This is a genomic window from Photorhabdus laumondii subsp. laumondii (assembly GCF_003343245.1).
Classification (GTDB): Bacteria; Pseudomonadota; Gammaproteobacteria; order Enterobacterales; family Enterobacteriaceae; genus Photorhabdus; species Photorhabdus laumondii.
In genome coordinates this window covers 1,383,815-1,403,600 of record NZ_CP024901.1, presented here as the reverse complement: position 1 = coordinate 1,403,600, position 19,786 = coordinate 1,383,815, and the positions used below count along the sequence as shown (strand labels likewise).

Here is a 19,786-nt window from a genome sequence, read left to right as displayed (position 1 = left end):
TTAATTTTTATGAGTTATCCGTTCATTAAATTCAGATAGGACCGTTTTTATTTGCTCTTTTGGCATGACATCACCTGCAAATTGAGCACGAATTTCCATCTGCCCATCATTCACACTGATGTTAAAGCAAAGCAAATAATCCATCGGTGTTACCTGAGGCTTCCAGTAACCCGTTCCCTCTGTGGTGATATCAATAAAGATCGGATTAACTTTCTCCTCATCAGGTGTATTCAGAAATAAAAGCTCTCCTTCAAAATCCAGTCTTAATTGTGGTCGAGGAATTGCCTTTAATTTTTCGGTGATTTTAGGATTAACAGAAAGATAGCGAAGTGCTTCAAAGCCAAACCCTCGAACAGGTACCTCACGTAACAACCGCGCCACATCAGTTGCATGTTCATCAAAACTGCGTCCCATCGAAAAGGGCAACAGGAACGGAAAACCACATGTAAACCAGCCGATAGTGCGTCCTAAATCAACTTCGTCGAATAGGTCTTCTCGACCATGTCCTCCCAACTCAACAAGGATATTGTTGGCACTGGAAAGAAAATGGCTTTCTAAAGACCGCGCAAGCAGAGTCAGTAATCGGGCAAGTACGGGAAGTTGACTGTGCTCAGATGGTTTTAAAAACTGCTGAGTCTGTACTTCATCAAATACTGTTGTTTGCTCAACCCTATTCGCCTCAATGCCAATAGCATCCGTACTTACTAACTGCTGTGCCTGTTCATAAGGTTGTGAAAGCCAATAATGAACACCAAACAACGCTGGATCATCCTGCACCAATCGGTGTAAACGCCTGGCCCAAGCGAGATACGAAGTTGTCGGAATATCTAATTCATGGGCTTCAGCTCCGCCAAGCAACGCCGCTAAATCCTCTGTAAGTAAATCCCAGGAATAAGGATCGACTACCAAGTGGTGAACTATAATCAACAACTTGTCCGGCAAATTATGAGCAGTTCGATAAAGTTGTATGCGGCAGATTGGCCCATTCAGCAGATCTAACGACTTATGACCTATATTCGCTAACTCAGTAATTTTCTGCGATAAGCTATTTAGGGCTATCTGCTGCAATTCAAATTGTTCAATTGCGATACGGGCTTGCGGGTTAATTCCTTGCCACCTCCCCAATGTAGTAACCATAAAGCTGGCTCCCAAAATAGGGAATCGGGCCAATAGCGCTGCTGCTGCCTGTTCAACAGTCTCCAATGACAAAGTGCGACTCAGTGTAAACAACACACCATGATTACAATGATTTTCATTTGGATTATCACGCTCAAAAAAGGCATGCTGAGCTGGTGTCAAAGGGGCCAGATCACTTAATTCATTCGGTGCATATCTGACTTTGGTTAGTGCACTCTTCCACTTGGCTAACAACACATTAATTGCAGCTTCATTATGACGGGAGGGGATGTACTCAAGGGTAATAATCAGTTTCCCATCAACGATGGCCGCATTGATTTCCCATTCCAGTGGACGGTGCCCCGTTGCTGCCCGCCGCATTCCAATATCTTCTTCTACACTGAAAAAGCCATCATTCTGCTGCTTCGTATTGAAGCGCCCTAAATAGTTGAATCCAATATTTGGATTCTGCTCCATAACATAAGTTTGTTGTAAATGGGTCTTGATATAGGGACTAGCTTCAACCATTGCAGTCGCAACTTCGACTACCGTAACCATAGCATTGACCGGTAGCACAAAGGGGCCTATTGTTGTAAACCACCCCACAGTTCGCATTACGTCAATAGACTTGTTTTCCTCTTGCCTGCCATAACCTTCCAACTCAATCAAGAGTTGACCGTTACCCTGTTCAACAGCAATGGTATTTGCAAGTCCCGTCAAAAGAACCGCAGGTATTCCTCCGTTAGGCACTAATGCCGAAATTTCCTGAATATATTGTGTTTCTGACTCAGATAACTTGACCTCAGCAACCGAACGTTTGCCATAAAGGTTACTTACATGACTATTCACCTGTACCACATCAATTGGTGCAGTTAACTGGATCGGAGGAAGTATTTGGGGAGATATTGCTGCTTGTTGCTGAGACCAATAGAGATATTGCGTGCTTTTCCTCGGAAACCTCGGCATTTCTTTTTGAATAATAGCCTGATACGCAGTTTCAAGATCTTCCAGCAAGATTTGCCAGGAAACTTGATCCACAATTAAGTGATGTAATGTCAGCAAAACTCGAAAATCATCCAACATTACAATTCGTAGTAACGGTCCTTCCTCGATTGATAATGATGCATGAGCCTCATTGGCGATGGTTTCTTCCGAACAATCTGATTCAGCGAACCAAAGTAAGTTGTCATAAGGCGAGCGCAAGGCTTGATAATGCTTTCCCTTCTCTTTGGGAAAACAAACTCGCAATTGTTCATGGTGCTCAACTAATGACTGTATCGCCAAGGATAATGCTTCTGCATTTAACGGCTCCGTTGTACTGATCACATGTGACTGATTCCAATGGTGCTGTTCAGAAAATCGCTGCTCGAAAAACCATTGTTGGATTGATGTCAATGGTGCTTTTTCTATACGCGGAGTTGAATTTGCTGCCATTTCACCTTTGGTACTCGCCAGTTTTGCAAGTGAAGCGATAGTTGGATGTTCAAGCACATGACGAGGACGCAAATTGATCCCCAAAGAGCCCGCCTCATGTATCAGACGGATACCAATAATGGAATCCCCACCCAAAGCGAAAAAATCATCCGTGATGCCCACTTTGGCTAGCTTGAGGTATTTACACCATAAATCACAAAGCTGTTGTTCCAACTTGCTGCGTGGTGCAACATAAGAAGCAGATTCAGGTTGTTGTTTTGCCAGTGCCTTTAATTGCTTACGATCGACTTTACCATTAGCATTACATAACAGTGCATCAAGAAAATAAAACTTGCTCGGCACCATATAATCCGGCAATTGCTCAGCCAAAAATTTACTCAATGATCTGGCATCCACAACGGTATCACTCGTCTGCGTCACGAAAGCACTTAATTGCTCAAAGCCACTCATATCAACAAGTTCAACCGCACACATCGCTACATCCGGATGGTTTGCCAGCACCGCTTCAATTTCTCCAAGTTCGACGCGGCGACCACGAATCTTCACCTGGTTGTCGGCCCGGCCAAGGCACTCCAATATGCCATCCTCTCGCCAACGACCACGATCACCCGTCCGATACATACGGGCACCCGGGACAGGCAGAAATGGGTCCGGCAAAAAAGCCGCCGCCGTGAAGCGATTACTGCCGATGTATCCTCGCCCGACATTCGGCCCACCAACGAAAATTTCACCACCGACCATTGGAGGAACAAGTTGAAAATCTTTATCTAATACATAAATTGTCACGTTTGGCAAAGGCGTACCCACTGGACAATATAGCCCATCAGATTGCTCTTCGACCTTTCCTTGAGTCACATCATCGGTACACTCAGCGGGACCATAAGCATTTAGCAGTGTCACCATTGGCATACACTGATGCCAGCGACGTGCTAGATCCGTACTTAACACTTCTCCAGTTGAGATCATCCCACGTAACTGCCGCTGAACCCGCATCTTCAATGAAATCGATTGTTCAAGGATATCCAGGATAACTGCAATGAGCGAAGGAACTAGTTCAATATATTCAAATTTCTGCTCAATAATGTATTGAATTAACTCTTGAGGATCTTTTACAACATCATCAGAGACAATGGAAACCGTCGCACCTACGGTCAATCCAGTAAACATTTGCCAAACTGAGATATCAAACGAAATGGGTGCTGTTTGCGGCAATGTCACCCCTAGTTTCAATTCACAGTTTTGGACCTGAAATACCAGTAAATTAAGGAAAGAACGATGTTCAATTCCTACACCTTTAGGAAGACCTGTCGAGCCTGAAGTAAAGATTACATAAGCTAATTCGCTTGGTGATGGCTCAGTTACCTGCTGATTAAGTAACTTTATCTCATCACCATCCACTAAAACCGGGCTTTGAAAACTAAGTTCACTGAATGAGAACCAAACTATCTGCGGCATATCCACAACATGATCTGCAATCAATGCCTTCGCATGTTTTAGCATGTGCTGTTGCCGGGCTTTCGGTAAAGTTGGATCAATAGGTAAGTAAGCACCACCCGAGAAGAAAATACCGGTAGCAACAGCAATAAATCGAGCGCTGCGTGGTGCTGAAAGCGCCACAATATCATCGGCACTAATGCCAGCATTTTTTAACTTCAATGCTACCGATAACGCCAACTGAAATAGTTCCCGATAGGTAAGCGATTCTGTTTTATCACGGAGAGCTATCGCATGGGGGTTACTTTCCGCTTGCTCCAACACTAGCCGATAAAATGATTTTCCTGAGCTATAATCAGGTTGGGAATTGAATCTGGCTAGCAATTTTGTTTGCATCGCGTCATCGACGATAGCCATATTATTTAGACAGATGTCGAGATCGAAAAGCCCCTTGTTTAACAGTGTCGCGATACCTGCCGCTAAGTGATGAAGCGTCTGAGTCGCAGCAACAATTCCACTCACACTCACTACACCATCAATAAGCTCGATAGCTATCCCAGTTTCCGTCTGAGCGCAATTAACGACAATAGGCATGAAATGCTCCAAAAACGGCATCAACAGCGCCTTGTCTATCGATCCATGATTAATAGCCTCAACAGCGGCCATGCGAACATGGCTTAACCATTCACGAAAAGTCACGGCAGGAGGTACCGTCAATAAGACAGGCAAACGCTTGCCTTGTTCGGTGTTAATATGCAACACAACAGAGGATACGCCCCCAATACGGCGCAACACGATACTAGTCACTGCCGCCAAAATTGCCCATGTCAGCAATTCAGAGTTGCCCGCTACTTGTTTTAGCCGGTCAGTAACGGTGGGGAAAAGCGGACATTGCGCACTTACCAGAGATCCCTCATGGTGAGGAAAAATATCTGCGGTTGTGGCAGCGGCCTTAGTTAAATCACCAACCCGCATCAGCCAGTATTCACGATCAATCAGCTTCATAGTTGTCATTTTTTTATCCACATCTAGAACTGAAAATCTGGAATATCGCTAAGAACATCGTCTTGACCATCAAACAAGGCGAAAAGAGTGGTTTCTTCGCCTAATGTCATCAGCCGTGTCAGTGCCTCTATATAAATATTCAACCAGCGAGAAACCGTGTCTTGTGAGAAAAGGGCAGCGGAATATTCCAATCGCGCTTGAAGCTCATCACCATATTCAATACAGGTAAGATTGAGCGGATATTTTGCGCCATTAGGATCGACATCCAGCAATTCGACAACGGCTCCATTTCCCCCTAATACCCTAATAGGATCAACATCATTCTGAAAATCAAACATGGTGAGATGATAGGAGGTATTTGCCATCAGTTTCTGGATTCGATCAGAAGGAAATGCACTATGTGAAATCGCGCTGAGTGATGCCTGCCTAACCGCATTCAGCACTACGTGAAATGGCTGGTGTGGATCAAGCCGTGCACGCACAATCACGGTATTAACATAACAACCAATGGTGTTTTCATCTTTCAGTTGCCGGTTAGCCACCGGCATAGCAACACAAATATCATGCTGCGCACTTATCTGCCATTGTAATGCCACCCAAGTTGTCAACATTATCATTTGTACCGTTACGCGAGAATTCATCGCCATCTGCCTCAACCTCTCGGTAACATCCTTCGATATCATCACAGGTAAATTAGCACCCTGGAGGTTAGATGCTGTCCCGCCCTCACCATCACAAGGCAGCAGCAGAATTGGGATGTTTGCCAAATATCCATACCAGAAAGCCTCCAGTTTTCGACCCTGTTCACTTTCAAGTAAGGTATATTGCTCCATCGCGTAATTTAAATAGTCGTTCACAGGCGGAGATATCTTGCCACCACTAAGAGCTGCCAATACCAATCGCCATGACCAGCCATCAAAAAACAGGTGATGAAAATTCAGCAATAGTGCTTGACGTACTCCATCGCTAAAATTCACTTGCAACAGTTCGAATCGTGTGGGAGGAATACCATAAGGTGAGAGCGGCGTTTCAACCATCTGCTGTAGACGCTGAGTCAGAACGGGTATGCCCGTTGCAATAGTGTATTTTGTTAAATCGACTTCACTATGAACCAGTTTGACCTGCATCGGAGGATGGATTACCGGGTTAACGCCTTGTTCGTTGTATTCCAGACTACAACGCAGCATCAACTGTTGTAAGACAAGTTCAGTTAGCGTTTTCTCCAGCCAGGCAACATCCGCCTCCGCATTGATAAGCAGAGCAGCGGGAACATTATAAGCGCCAGACTCACCAGCAATTTCCGTTGCCGCCCAAATTGCTAATTGCTGACCAGAAAGTACATGTTTATTGTTCCTTGTTTCTATCTCCGGTGTTGTAGATACGGAGGATAATTGAACACTGTCTTTCACCAATTGATAAAACTCATTCAGATCCAGGCAATCCAACAAATCCATCAATTTCAGATCCGTACCTAATACCTCGTTCAGCCGAACCACAAGCTGCTCACCATTAAGTGAATTACCTCCAGCCGCAAAAAAATCATCATCAAGTGTTAATTTCGGCTCTTTCAGCACTTCTCTGACCTGAGTCAACAATATCTCTTCAACATTTTCTCCTGAATTTGATATCGAAGTGTGCGGTACAACATCAGAAACCATAGCAGAGTTCTCAATAGTCTCTGGCCAGCAATAGGTGGCAACAAAAGGAGCAAATGGCAGTTCAAGACGACGATTTATCTTGCGTTCACACCCTTGCTGCCAATCCAGATTGGTGCCATTGACAAACCAATCTCCAAGCAATGTCAACAGAGATCTTTCACTATCGTATGACTGATAACCCAACGTGTTAATGGCTGTTGCAAGCTCACCACAACGACTGAATCTCACCAAGCATAGTTCAGCCTGTTCTTGCAACAAGGTTTGCAAACGCTGGTGATCAAATGTTGAATCAGTGACCGGTTCATCAGCAAGACGCAATGCATCAACAAATTCAAGACCACCATCGACGACCTGTGCGGCCAATTTCCCCACACCGTAGGCCAGTAATAAGTCAATTGTCACCCCAAACGCTGTCAATACCGCGTGATGTCCCAACAACCAAATAATCCAGCGCTGCCGAAGCGTCCAAGTTTTCCCTGAACATAAGTTCTCTGCTTGTTTTATTACACGATGAAAAGCTGGAAATGTTTCTCCTCGTTTCATCAATAGTTGAATATCTATTGGAGAGCATTCATCAAAAATAAGACCAACAGATAACGAAGATGATGGTGAAGATGAAGATAGCGAGATTGAACCGTGGTTCGTGAGTTGCTGCACTAAATGCGAAACAGATGAAGCCACACAGCTCCAACGATATGGGAAATGCTCCCGTCCCAACATTAATATATCGGCAATCTCGTCAATTGATGCTTCGGTTGAAGATAACGCATTAGTTATAGCACTTAGGTAAGTGCTGAGATCTTGTGTCGTCTGTGCCGATATCAGCACCAATCTCTCATTTATCTCGTATTTTTTGTGCCTTAAAGTTGAGGGGGCCTCTTCAACGACTAAATGCACATTAGTACCACTTAGCCCAAACCCACTGATTCCCGCGCAGTAAGGACGCTGACCTTGACGTGGCCACGGCTCACAAGAAGAAGAGACACGTATCGGCAGCTCTTCTGTAGATCTACACAATGGATTCAACTGTTGGAAGTGAGCCGTAGGGAAAATCTGACCAGTGCGGAATTGAGCTATAATACGAACAAGCCCCGCCAACCCAGCCATACCACTTAAATGTCCAAAATTACTTTTTACAGAAGAGATGACACAAGACTCCTGTTGCACGTCATAAGCGGCAAATGTATCGACTAAACCTTGTACTTCTATCGGATCACCAATTTTAGTGCCCGTACCATGAGCTTCTATGTAACCAATATCAGTAGCTGTGACCCCTGCTTGATGCCATGCTGCCGTAATCACCTCGGTTTGTGCGATGCTGCTAGGTGCAGTGATACCATTGCTACGGCCACCGTCATGATTAATCGCACTCCCTCGTATGACAGCATGGATAACATCATGATCTTGATGTGCACGACTCAACCGTTTAAGCAGAACAAAACCGCCTCCTTCCCCAAATCCAGCACCATCAGCCATTGCATCGAAAGGACGGCATCGATCTGTCATTGACTCAACCCCTAACCCACTTGAGTTCTTACTACTCTGAGGCAAGGTACCTAAAACAAGTTCACAGCCTCCTACCAGAGCAAAATCAGCCTCCCCTGTCAGAATCTTGTTCCGTGCTTCGTGAAGTGCGACCAAAAATGATGAACATCCCGTATCTATGGCATAAACTGGGCCACGCAGATCAAGCAGATACGCAATGCGACCCGCCGAAAAAGCATGCAAGCTGCCGATGAAAGCGAACGGATTGGCTTTTCCCTGTACCGATAACGACTGAAAAAGATCTGGATGCGGCCCGCCGTGCGCAGCAACAAGTACTGCTGTACGCGCATCAGATAACTCTTTCAGAGTGTATCCCGCATTGACAATCGCTTCTGTAGCCAGTTGAAGCCCTATACGTTGTCTGGGATCGATATATTCGGCTTCACTTAGTGCAATACCAAAATAACGGTGATCGAACCCGGTAATTTCATCAAGCCATCCCCCCTCTTTCTCATTGCCTGTAAGAATTTGCCCCGTATTAGCCACCCGACTTTCAGGTATTGGGCGAATGCAGTCCCGACCGTCAGCCAAAATATCAATCAATTCACGCCAATTTGAGCATTGTGGTAACCGAAAAGAGACGCCAATTATGGCGACCGCATCATCTGAATATAGTGTCGTCACAACTGTACCACCTTAGTTTTATTGGGAGCTGTACTCTCGCCACCGAGCACTTTGGCTAAGGACTCAATGGATGGATATTTAAATAGTTGGGCAACAGTGAGATTTGGAAAATGACGACGTAATCGCCCAAAAACCACTAACGACTTGAATGAGTCACCTCCCGACTCCAGGAATTTAGCCTGCATATCAATATCATCACGCTTAAGCACTTCACGCCAAATATCTAAGATAAGCTTTTCTATGTCATTACAAGGAACGGTAACATCAGAAGAAATCGATTCAACAGTATTAACAGAAGCCTGCAAACGCGCTATATCAAGCTTTCCATTAGCATTAACAAGGATTTCATCAATGTTGTAGATTCTGGATGGAATATGACTGGCCGGTAATCGGGTAGCTAAGTTTGAAAGTAGTTCATTCTCTCTCGCAGTACCCACAACATAAGCAACCAGTTCATCAATCTGGTGAAACTCAGATTTTACACTGGTAACAACAACCTGCTTAATCCCAGGTTCAGCAAGCAAGGCATTCTCAATCTCTTTAGGCTGGATTCGATATCCACGGATTTTGAGCTGGCGATCCACGCGCCCGATAAATAAATAGTTGCCTTGCTCGTTTTGTTTAACCAAATCACCACTGGCATAAAACCTACGTCCAAAGATATCAACAAAGTGAGTTTCTGTCAGATCTTGATCCCCATGATAGCCTCTGGCCAGCGCACGCCCTCCTATATATAATTGCCCCACTTCCCCGGGGGAAACTGGTCGCCTGGCGTCGTCCAATACAGCTATTTCAACACCATTTAAGGGCTTACCGATTGGAATTGAGTCATTGCCTAGGCGTGTTCCATTTAGCTGATGCATTAATACACCAATAGTCGTTTCCGAAGGGCCATAGTGATTAAATATTCTCAGATTGGGGTTTGCTGCAAATAAAGTTTTAGCAAGTGCCGAAGTTAGTTCTTCCCCACCAATAATAAGTACTTTTTCAGGTAATAATTCCGAAAGGTTACCTTCTCTGGATAACATCTCTAATTGCGAAGGCGTGCATTTCAACATTTCAATTGAAAATTTACTGATATGCTTAGCAAGCGCGATTGAGTCCAGCATCATTTCTCGATTGATAAGCTCAAGAGTACGACCTGTTAGCAGAGCAACGAAAATAGACGTATTACCAAGATCCGAAGCAAAAGTTGTTGTACTCGCCAAACTGGAGGGTATTGGTGATACACGCTCAACAAATGCCGAGACGTAATTCATGATACTGCTGTGTTCAATTGCAACAAGTTTGGGAATTCCTGTTGAACCGGAAGTTGATACCAAATAAGCCAAATCACCGGCTTTGCGACCTGATACCGGAATATATTCCTGTGGATCTAATATTTGTCTATCAAGATTAATGTAAGAATGGTGTTCAATACGTCGGCAGTTCAAATCATCAGTTAATACTGTAACCCCGCCTGCACGCTCTATTAATTCATTAATTCTACTGTCGGGTTCGCTGACCTCTAACTGAATATATGCAGCGCCAACGGCCCAGATAGCCAATGCAGCTACAAGACTTGTAGCAGATCTTTCCATAAAAATTGCCACAACATCACCATTTACCACTCCTTGTGAAATGAGTAATTGAGCAATGGCACCAGCCTTCCCTGCCAATTCTTTATAAGTAAGTGCAATGTTGTCATGGCGTACAGCATATAATGAATCTGAAGTGGTTACTGAATTGGCAAAAAGATCTGCACAAGTTCTTGATTCTGTCAAAGTGTCCCATGTTTGCATCTCATGTCCTCATTTGGCAGGAAAAAATTGCAATGCATTGGTGAAGCCATGATCACATAGACTTTGCGTGCTCCACTAAACGGTTCCCTGCCATGGGCAACAGCAAGGTTGTCAACAACCGCCACATCACCGTTCTTCCAATCCGGGTACACTGTCTCCGCATCAATAGCGGCTCGAATTTCAATTAATGTGGATGCGCTGATAAGAGTACCGTCGCCATATTTCGCCATTCGTGGAAATATCCCCACACCGAGTGCAGCTTCCAAAGCAAGCTGAACTTCTTCAGGCAAACTGGAAGGATGGAACAGATTCGCTTGATTAAACCAGCTTTCTTCCCCAGTGTAAGGATGAGTCACAACACCTTGTACAACCTGTCGTGTGATTAACTGCTCTTCATCTAACCACTCAAAGTCAACACCTTCAGATCTGAGTTTCTCTTCAACTATTCTCCTTTCCTCAGTCTGAAATACTTGCTGCCAAGTTAAGTCAAACCCAGTGTTATAACGTCGTTCATATAAAACACCTTTACTTTTAAATTCTTCACGGGTTTCATTCGAGAGACGTTGGAGCACTTTTCTATAGTCTGCCAATGTTGTCTGACCACCAGAATCAGCAGCTTTTTGTGACCACAGCCATAAATATTTTGGCCAAGTACGCCGGTAAGACATTTCATTATGCAAAGGTATTCGTTGATCAGCAGGGTACTCTGTAGAAGTGAACACCCGATCATTGACTTTAGTACGTGGTGTTGATGGTTCTTCATAATCCAATATTTCAGGAGTTGCACTTAATACTGCTTCTCTGAATGCAATAACATCTTCAATGTTGAATCCACGAAAAAGTAAGGCACCATGATCATTAAGCTTTTTTTTACACTCGTTCCAGTTATTACTAAACCAGGAATACAGTGTGATCTCACTATTTGGAGAGCAAATCGTGTAAGGTAGCATATCATATTAATCCTATTTAAAATGGATTAGCTAAACTGCCTACGTCATTCATTTTCCAAAGTTATTAATTGAGTAAATTACCAAAACTAAAAAGAGCAGCACGAATTCGAAATATCTGGCACTATTTCGATACTCTTAAAATAGATTTAAACCGTATATCCAAGTAACTTGGATATGTATACCCGTTATCTTTCAAGTTGCCTCTTTGTTGGCTGCACTCACTCACCCCGGTCACATCGTTATCTATGCTCCCGGGGATTCGCTCCCTTGCTGTCGCGATGCATCTCGAAATCCATAGGGTATAGGTTTTAGAATTTGTAAACGGTTAGTAATCCCAAATGCTAGTGAACGCTAACACTCTGGTAAAATTACATTTAGTAAATCGATCTATTGCTATTATGAATATCTTATTACATAAATCAGAAAGACTCAATACTCCCACATAATTGAGATGAATAAAATTGCCGTTTGTCTCAAATGCTTTATCTTTAACTTTTTTATAAGAGTAAATATATTCAGTTAAATAGTTAATAAGCTGTATGATTTGATAGATTGAAAAACTATTACTGACATTATTATCAGACTTATTTTTCATATTTTAGATAATATTTGATATGCCTAATAATGGTCGTTTTATAAATTTATCATACTTGAAAACCATGAGTGTACTCCAGTTCATATTAAAGCGTTTTCTCGCTGTTATTTTACGAAGAAAACCATGATAATTAAACTTAAAAAAATAGGCGTTTCTGCCCTAAAAAAGGGTAAATAAAAAGGTGAATGGTTTTAATACCGAATTTCTTTCCTAAAACATAGAAGCTTTTTTTATCTGTTTGAGTTAATAGTTTCGTTTATTAGAGATGGTTGGGATAATAGAATTTAAAGCATTTGTTTTATCATTTTCATACTTATATTCATTCCCATCTTGTCAGGTTAAATCACATTTGGGTGTAGGGCTTTGTTCTATTACTCAGTTTTAATCATTATAAAAATCCGAGCCTTTAAAGGGCTTAAGTCTATGGTGCTATCCCATCAGAGATGATTTTATCCATTATGATGCAGGAATATAATGGCTGATGCGTTGCGCTTATCCAACTTTTTGCTATTATGCACCCGATGTGGCTTTTTTTTACACAACGATGTTATACTCAAATCGTAAACTTCGTCCATTAAATACCGATGTGACGACTTTTGATTTTAAGAATATTAAAGGAAACTTCACGATGACACATAAAAGATACAGCCCCTCTTGGGAAAGCTATATGGGCGATTTTCTAAGAGGTAACTCTGGGATTAATCATTTGAAACCTCAATATCAGTCCTTTGATGCTATTGGTCTTGAGAAACAGTTAAACGAGAATACAACGTATATTGCGTTGCTATCCTTAGAGGAAGCGAAAGATGTTTTAGAGGATATTGATTCGCCAAAACCAAAAAGTCCATTTATAAAGAAAGTGTTTTCGATTACCGATCCTATATCACCCTATGCAGGTAATATACGTGATGCTTTTGACTTTGCAAATGTAGTAGGAGAATTTAAAAAATTAGGAATTAAAGCCACAGAGTATGTTGGTAAAAATGGGCAAAGATATATTAAAATCTCAGGTCATGCGGGGCTTAGAAAAATCATCAATGCTTCAAGATACAGTGCTTCTAACATGAAGATGATCTCTATGGGGATAGGGCAACAGGGAATAAATAGTAGCATAGTTAAGGGAGTTAAATTCAATATACTATTTTCCTCAGCTTATCGAGCGGTTGAATACATCTTTAAGGATGAATACACACTAGCTGATTTCTTAGGCAATATTTCAGTAGATCTGGCTAAAGCAGCAGTAGCGGCTTTTGCTTCTTGGGTTATTGGAACTTTTGCAGCAACTGCATTTGCTACTGGTGCTAGCGTAATTGTTGTGGCTGGTATTATGCTTGCTATTGGTATTGCAACGACATCTATACTTGATTCTATAGATAAAAATTTTAAAATTAGTGAAACTATAATTAATTTGATCAAAAAAGAATTAGAAAGAAAACCAAAAACACCAGAAGCTAATTTCAATCAATTTCTTCATAACTGGGGGAATTATGGTAAATAAGAAAAATATCTTACCAATAATCTGTGCCATTGCTATTTTTATTTTAGCACTATCAGGTTTATTTTTATCTGGGGGAAACTTAATTTCTTTAATTAAAATGGAAGAGAAAATAATATTCTCAGGTCCTGTTTTTATAATATTTTTCTCTTTTCCTTTGATTTCATATCATATGGTTTTAGTTATTATTGTTTATATAACTGGTAGTTATCCTAAGCATCATGATACCTATGTTAAATATTCAGCCGCAATAGCTTTTTCTTCATTTATTTTAAGTTTTCCTTTATCTTTTTATGTGGATTATAAATTAAAAAGTGAGAATTATTTTGTATGTAAAAGAATATCCTGGGCATCACCTAATACCTATGTAAAAGATATTAAGCTATGTGATTAATACTATTGTATTTAATTTCTTTATAACTGGAGGGGTTATGATAAATAAAAAAAAGATTATGCATATTATAGGAGCTTTTTCTTTTATTATTCTAACGTTATTTACTTTTTTTTCTAGCGGAGAAAATTTAATTTCCTTAGTTAAAATGGAAGATAAAATAATATTCTCAGGTCCTGTTTTTATGCTATTTTTTGCTTTTCCTTTCCTTTCATACTTTATAGTTTCTGTTATTTTCCTTAATATAAAAAATCGCTGGCCAAAACATCACGATAGTTTTATTAACTGTTTTGGGGTGATTGCCATTGTTTCATTCTTTTTAAGTTTTCCCCTATCTTTTTATGTGGATTATAAATTAAAAAGTGAAAATTATTTAATATGTGAAAAAATATCCTGGAGGTCGCCTAATACCTATGTGAAAAACATTAAGCTATGTGATTAATATTATCGGATTTAATTTCTTTATAACTGGAGGGGTTATGATAAATAAAAAAATATTATGCATATCATCGGCGCTTTTGCTATTTTTATTTTAGCACTATCAGGTTTATTTTTGACTGGGGAAAATCTAATTTCCTTAATTAAAATGGAAGAGAAAATAACATTCTCAGGCCCTGTTTTTATAATATTTTTTTCTTTTCCTTTTCTTTCATACTTTATAGTTTCTGTTATTTTCCTTAATATAAAAAATCGCTGGCCAAAACATCACGATAGTTTTATTAACTGTTTTAGGGTGATAGCCATTGTTTCATTCTTTTTAAGTTTCCCCCTATCTTTTTATGTAGATTATAAATTAAAAAGTGAGAATTATTTAGTATGTGAAAGAATATCCTGGATGTCACCGAATACCTATGTAAAAGATATTAAACTATGTGATTAACATTATTGTATTTAATTTCTTCATAACTGGGATAATTATGAAAAACCCCTCGTGTTGAATTTCCGTATGCTATACCATAACGACAGAGTTTTCCGCATGTTTTTAGGCGATGTACACACGGGACATCCAGACCATTTTTGCCCGTGTCGAAAAACACTTGTTTACCGACTACCTTGGGGCAACTGAATGAAGAACCGCAACATCACTGTGCATGGCTCTATTGTGACCATTACCACCCGTCATGATCAGGACTACATCTCATTGACCGATATGGTCAGGAGCTTTGGGGACGAGAGTATCCTCTATAACTGGCTGCGTAACCGCAATACTATCGAGTTTCTGGGAATATGGGAGCAGCTCTACAACCCAGCCAATTTTAAACCTCTCGAATTCGAGAGGTTTAAAAGCCAGGCAGGTTTGAACAGTTTTTCACTATCACCCAAAAAATGGATCGATGCTACCGGTGCCATTGGCCTGTACGCCAAATCAGGCCGGGGTGGCGGCACTTATGCCCACCGCGATATCGCTTTCGAGTTTGGTTCCTGGCTGAGTGCAGAATTCAAGCTGTACCTGATCCGTGAGTTCCAGCGGCTCAAGGAAGAAGAAGCCCGGGTTAACTCATTAGAATGGAATTTCCAACGCACCCTAGCCAAGGTAAATTACCGCATTCACACGGATGCCATCAAAGAAAGACTGATCCCTCCGCAACTGACCAAAACGCAAACTGCCATTATTTATGCCAGCGAAGCTGATTTGCTCAACGTGGCTTTATTCGGTCAGACAGCGGCTCAATGGCGACAAAACAACGGCAATCAATCCGGTAACATGCGTGACCATGCAACACTTGAGCAACTGGTTGTGTTGTCCAATCTGGAGAGCATCAATGCGGTTCTAATTCATCAGGAACTACCCGCACCGGAACGTCTGGGTCAGTTGAATACGATCGCCATTACTCAGATGCGCTCTCTAGTTGGTCTGTCAGATGTCAAACAGTTGGGAAAGGGTTCACAACAATTACCTGATCCCTCATCGACACAGTAAAGAGATTGAAACCTGAAAGAAAACGGGCAACTGCCCGTTGAGTCTGGAAATAGGTGTGAACACAATTCTGATCCATATTCACTAAGTGACAGCTGATGACAAGACTATTGGATCTGCCCCAATAATCTATGCTCTTGCTATTTTTATTTTATCGCCATGAACTTTCTTTTTGGCAAGAGAAAATTTAATTTCTTTAATTAAAATAGAAGATAAAATAACATTCTCAGATCCTGTTTTTATAATATTTTTTTCTTTCCCTTTGATCTCATATCATATGATTTTATCTATTCTTGTTAATATAACTGGTCATTATCCTAAGCATCATGATACCTTTGTTAAATATTCAGCCGTGATAGCTTTTTCTTCATTTATTTTAAGCTTTACTCTATCTTTTTATGTGGATTATAAATTAAAAAGCGAGAATTATTTAGTATGTAAAAGAATAACCTGCACACACCAAATTAAACTTACTTTACACTATTTTAATCGGTCCGGTTTACGAAATATGGCCTGATACTAAAATCAATGACGACAACCTGATAACTCTTTGGGCTGTTTGCTATCCATCTCCCCCCTAATACTAAAAGCTCGCTTTGCTCTCAATTAGCATTCAGGAAGGAGAATTCCGCCGATTTGTTAAACTCAGATAATCCGATGTTTCTCTAATTGAACCTGCCGCGCAGCTTCACGCGCCATACGTTTTTTACGGGCATCACAAGGTTCTGGGCAATCACATACTTTTTCCACCCCAATACTGCTTAAACCACCGCAGCTCCCTTGTATGCTCTTACGTTTAATCATATAGCCTAACGACATTCCCGCAAAAGCCAGCAGGAAAAAGACGAAGGCAGCAATAAATACTTTCAGCATTTCCTTCCGCTTCTCATTGATTTTTCTGTAGGTATGGCTCAAAGGCTTTACTGTAACGCTCTTCAAAACCATTTTTCGTTTTTATAATCATAAAAACCGGGATATTCAAATTTTCCGCAACTTCCATTCCTTTTTCCGGCCCTAAAACATTCAATCCAGTAGAAAGCCCATCAGCACTCATACAAACTGGAGCAATCACCGTAATAGAGACTAAATTATGAGAAATAGGGTTCCCCGTTTTTGGATCAATGGTATGTGAATAGCGCACGCCATTTTGTTCAAAGTAATTACGGTAATCACCCGAAGTCGCTATCGACATATTCCCAGGCATTATCACTTCCTGAGCATTTTGTGCCATGCCAGTGTCAGATGGCTTTTCAATCGCAATCCGCCACAGCAGATCTTTACCATTATGACCTGATGTACGAACTTCACCGCCAATGTCAACCATATAGTCTTTGATATTCTGTGATTCCAGATATTCAGCAACAACATCTACGCCATAACCTTTAGCGATAGATGATAAATCGATATACAGCTCTGGAACGGTTTTAATCAGGTTATTACCTTCTACCACCAGTTTATCAATCCCAGTCCATTCACGGCGTTTTTCCAGTTCACTCGCAGAAGGTGCTTTCGTCACGTGCCCTTCGGGACCAAACCCCCATAAATTAACCAATGGGCCAACCGTCACATCCAATGCGCCATCGGTCAATTTATTAATGTAGATCGCTTCTTTAACCACTTTGGCTGTCGCAGGTGATACCGGGAATGGCCGATCAATTTGGCGACTTTGATTAAAACGACTTAATTCAGAATCAGGGCGATATGTCGACATCTGACCGTTAACCTCCTCCAGCAAGCGATCAATCTCTTTTTGCAGAGCTTCTGGCGAAGGAGCCGATGAACCCGTGACAAATTTAATGGAATAGTAAGTCCCCATTGTTTGCCCATGAATATTTTTCTGCTCCAGACCATCGCATGCCGCCAGCAGCAATACTGCAAATATTAACGCTATCCAGCTACTTATCTTTTTACGCACAGTTAATTACTCTTTCCGAATTGTTAGCGCCCACAAATTTGTGGGCGCCGGTCATTAAAATCAAACTATTTATGGTGTATCAGCCGCCAAAATCATCTAACATGATGTTTTCATCCTCAACACCGAGATCTTTCAACATTTTGATCACCGCGGCATTCATAACCGGAGGCCCACACATGTAAAACTCACAATCTTCAGGAGCCGGATGATCCCTCAAATAATTCTCATACAGAACATTATGGATAAAACCAGTGTAACCATCCCAGTTGTCTTCAGGCAGTGCATCTGATAGGGCTACGTTCCAGGTAAAGTTTTCATTTTCAGCCGCTAGCTGATCGAAATCCTCTGTATAGAACATTTCACGTTTAGAACGAGCACCATACCAGAAGCTAATCTTACGTTTGGAATTCAATCGATTAAGCTGATCAAAGATATGAGAACGCATTGGTGCCATACCTGCGCCACCACCGATGAAGATCATTTCCGCATCAGTATCTTTTGCGAAAAATTCACCGAACGGACCCGAAATAGTCACTTTATCACCGGGTTTTAGTGACCAAATATAAGAAGACATAATTCCCGGAGGTGCTTCCGAATTTTTTGGCGGCGGCGTCGCAATACGAACGTTAAGCATGATAATTCCGTGTTCTTCTGGATAGTTTGCCATTGAGTAAGCACGAACTGTTGGCTCTTTCACCTCAGAGACAAAACGGAACAAATTAAATTTATCCCAGTCCTCACGGTATTCTTTCGGCACATCATAATCCTCGTAACGAGCAATATGTGGCTGAGCTTCAATCTGAATATAGCCACCTGCGCGGAAAGGTACAACGTCCCCATCAGGGATCTTCAATTTTAGCTCTTTAATGAAAGTTGCTTTGTTATCGTTGGAGATAACTTCACATTCCCATTTCTTAACACCGAATATCTCTTCCGGTAACTTAATTTTCAGGTTCTGTTTTACATTGACCTGACAAGCCAGACGACACCCCTCTTTTGCTTCACGCTTACTAATGTGAGAAAGCTCTGTTGGCAGAATGTCACCACCACCATCTTTAATCTTTACGCGGCACTGACCACAAGAGCCACCACCACCACAAGCAGAAGAGACAAAAATCCCCTGGCTTGACAACATATTTAGCAATTTATCACCGGCAGGAGCGGTAAAGCTCTTTTCCGGATCACCATTAACTTCAACCCTAATATTTCCAGTGTTAACTAACTTTGATTTTGCGAACAAAATCAGCGCCGTCAGTACCAACACAATTAGGGTAAACATCACTACGCCTAAAATTATTATATCCATGAACGCTTCTCGCCTTTATAACTGGACACCAGAGAAGGACATAAAACCCAATGCCATCAAACCCGTAGTGACAAAGGTGATCCCCAATCCTTTCAGACCCGCTGGAACATCAGCATATTTCATTTTTTCACGGATAGAAGCCAGCAGAACAATTGCCAACATCCAACCTATACCTGAGCCAAAACCATACACGATGGATTCAGAAAAGTTATAGTCACGCTGCGCCATGAAAGAGACACCACCAAAAATCGCACAGTTAACCGTAATCAGTGGTAAAAAAATGCCAAGCGCGTTATAGAGTGAAGGGAAATAACGATCAAGGATCATTTCAAGAATCTGCACTAATGCAGCAATCACGCCAATAAATGTAATAAAGTTCAGAAAGCTGAGATCAACCCCTTCAACCAATGCACCGTCACGCAATACCAAGTTATACACCAGGTTATTAGCAGGAACCGAGATCCCTAAAACCACCGTGACGGCAATACCCAGACCAAACGCTGTTGTGACATTTTTCGATACGGCCAAAAAGGTGCACATACCGAGGAAGAAAGCCAACGCCATGTTCTCAATAAAGACAGCGCGGACAAACAGGCTTATAAAATGTTCCATGTTGTCA

General features: G+C 41.5%; 14 protein-coding genes. 6 read left to right on the top strand and 8 right to left on the bottom strand.

Going from position 1 to position 19,786, the window contains the following annotated elements; all coding sequences use genetic code 11:
• The 4 genes from PluTT01m_RS06210 to PluTT01m_RS06195 are packed head-to-tail and all read right to left on the bottom strand — an operon-like array spanning position 1 to position 11,547.
• Positions 1–4,998 (bottom strand): non-ribosomal peptide synthetase, encoded by a 4,998-nt coding sequence (locus PluTT01m_RS06210; RefSeq protein WP_049789756.1) that lies wholly within the window; start codon positions 4,996–4,998, stop codon positions 1–3.
• A gap of 14 nt (positions 4,999–5,012) precedes the next feature.
• Positions 5,013–8,816 (bottom strand): beta-ketoacyl synthase N-terminal-like domain-containing protein, encoded by a 3,804-nt coding sequence (locus PluTT01m_RS06205; RefSeq protein ID WP_011145539.1) that lies wholly within the window; start codon positions 8,814–8,816, stop codon positions 5,013–5,015.
• Complete coding sequence (locus PluTT01m_RS06200) at positions 8,813–10,597, bottom strand: non-ribosomal peptide synthetase (protein WP_011145538.1); 1,785 nt, start codon at positions 10,595–10,597, stop codon at positions 8,813–8,815. The genes PluTT01m_RS06205 and PluTT01m_RS06200 overlap by 4 nt, the downstream gene beginning before the upstream one ends.
• A complete protein-coding gene (locus tag PluTT01m_RS06195; protein WP_011145537.1) occupies positions 10,576–11,547 on the bottom strand; it encodes a TauD/TfdA family dioxygenase in 972 nt (323 codons plus the stop codon). The genes PluTT01m_RS06200 and PluTT01m_RS06195 overlap by 22 nt, the downstream gene beginning before the upstream one ends.
• A gap of 1,223 nt (positions 11,548–12,770) precedes the next feature.
• On the opposite strand from PluTT01m_RS06195, the gene PluTT01m_RS06190 reads away from it, so the two are divergent.
• From PluTT01m_RS06190 to PluTT01m_RS06165, 6 genes are all read left to right on the top strand, one after another.
• Positions 12,771–13,640 (top strand): hypothetical protein, encoded by an 870-nt coding sequence (locus PluTT01m_RS06190; RefSeq protein ID WP_075508939.1) that lies wholly within the window; start codon positions 12,771–12,773, stop codon positions 13,638–13,640.
• Positions 13,630–14,031: a DUF1240 domain-containing protein gene (locus PluTT01m_RS06185; RefSeq protein ID WP_011145535.1), complete on the top strand. Its 402-nt coding sequence runs from the start codon at positions 13,630–13,632 to the stop codon at positions 14,029–14,031. The genes PluTT01m_RS06190 and PluTT01m_RS06185 overlap by 11 nt, the downstream gene beginning before the upstream one ends.
• A 37-nt stretch (positions 14,032–14,068) precedes the next feature.
• Complete coding sequence (locus tag PluTT01m_RS06180; RefSeq protein WP_011145534.1) at positions 14,069–14,470, top strand: DUF1240 domain-containing protein; 402 nt, start codon at positions 14,069–14,071, stop codon at positions 14,468–14,470.
• A gap of 57 nt (positions 14,471–14,527) precedes the next feature.
• A complete protein-coding gene (locus PluTT01m_RS06175) occupies positions 14,528–14,908 on the top strand; it encodes a DUF1240 domain-containing protein (protein ID WP_011145533.1) in 381 nt (126 codons plus the stop codon).
• A gap of 186 nt (positions 14,909–15,094) precedes the next feature.
• Positions 15,095–15,949, top strand: a complete 855-nt coding sequence (locus PluTT01m_RS06170; RefSeq protein ID WP_011145532.1) for a KilA-N domain-containing protein — start codon at positions 15,095–15,097, stop codon at positions 15,947–15,949.
• Between the two features lie 169 nt (positions 15,950–16,118).
• Entirely contained in the window at positions 16,119–16,463 is a 345-nt protein-coding gene (locus PluTT01m_RS06165; protein ID WP_011145531.1) for a DUF1240 domain-containing protein, read from the top strand.
• A 128-nt stretch (positions 16,464–16,591) separates the two neighbouring features.
• Here PluTT01m_RS06165 and nqrM read toward each other — a convergent pair whose 3' ends face one another.
• The 4 genes from nqrM to nqrE all read right to left on the bottom strand — a co-directional run bounded on the left by nqrM (position 16,592) and on the right by nqrE (position 19,779).
• Positions 16,592–16,819: a (Na+)-NQR maturation NqrM gene (gene nqrM / locus PluTT01m_RS06160; protein WP_041379971.1), complete on the bottom strand. Its 228-nt coding sequence runs from the start codon at positions 16,817–16,819 to the stop codon at positions 16,592–16,594.
• A 13-nt stretch (positions 16,820–16,832) separates the two neighbouring features.
• A complete protein-coding gene (locus PluTT01m_RS06155; protein WP_011145529.1) occupies positions 16,833–17,861 on the bottom strand; it encodes an FAD:protein FMN transferase in 1,029 nt (342 codons plus the stop codon).
• A gap of 79 nt (positions 17,862–17,940) precedes the next feature.
• Positions 17,941–19,167: an NADH:ubiquinone reductase (Na(+)-transporting) subunit F gene (gene nqrF / locus PluTT01m_RS06150; protein WP_011145528.1), complete on the bottom strand. Its 1,227-nt coding sequence runs from the start codon at positions 19,165–19,167 to the stop codon at positions 17,941–17,943.
• 15 nt (positions 19,168–19,182) lie between these two features.
• On the bottom strand, positions 19,183–19,779 hold the full coding sequence (gene nqrE, locus PluTT01m_RS06145; protein WP_011145527.1) for an NADH:ubiquinone reductase (Na(+)-transporting) subunit E: 597 nt from the start codon (positions 19,777–19,779) through the stop codon (positions 19,183–19,185).
• Positions 19,780–19,786 lie beyond the last annotated feature (7 nt).

Excerpts from the sequence above, each read along its gene's own strand:
- PluTT01m_RS06185 (WP_011145535.1), top strand. The coding sequence starts at position 13,630 with ATGGTAAATAAGAAAAATATCTTACCAATAATCTGTGCCATTGCTATT.
- nqrM (WP_041379971.1), bottom strand. The coding sequence starts at position 16,819 with ATGCTGAAAGTATTTATTGCTGCCTTCGTCTTTTTCCTGCTGGCTTTT.
- nqrE (WP_011145527.1), bottom strand. The coding sequence starts at position 19,779 with ATGGAACATTTTATAAGCCTGTTTGTCCGCGCTGTCTTTATTGAGAAC.
- nqrF (WP_011145528.1), bottom strand. The coding sequence starts at position 19,167 with ATGGATATAATAATTTTAGGCGTAGTGATGTTTACCCTAATTGTGTTG.
- PluTT01m_RS06175 (WP_011145533.1), top strand. The coding sequence starts at position 14,528 with ATGCATATCATCGGCGCTTTTGCTATTTTTATTTTAGCACTATCAGGT.
- PluTT01m_RS06180 (WP_011145534.1), top strand. The coding sequence starts at position 14,069 with ATGATAAATAAAAAAAAGATTATGCATATTATAGGAGCTTTTTCTTTT.
- PluTT01m_RS06210 (WP_049789756.1), bottom strand. The coding sequence starts at position 4,998 with ATGACAACTATGAAGCTGATTGATCGTGAATACTGGCTGATGCGGGTT.
- PluTT01m_RS06190 (WP_075508939.1), top strand. The coding sequence starts at position 12,771 with ATGACACATAAAAGATACAGCCCCTCTTGGGAAAGCTATATGGGCGAT.
- PluTT01m_RS06200 (WP_011145538.1), bottom strand. The coding sequence starts at position 10,597 with ATGCAAACATGGGACACTTTGACAGAATCAAGAACTTGTGCAGATCTT.
- PluTT01m_RS06170 (WP_011145532.1), top strand. The coding sequence starts at position 15,095 with ATGAAGAACCGCAACATCACTGTGCATGGCTCTATTGTGACCATTACC.
- PluTT01m_RS06195 (WP_011145537.1), bottom strand. The coding sequence starts at position 11,547 with ATGCTACCTTACACGATTTGCTCTCCAAATAGTGAGATCACACTGTAT.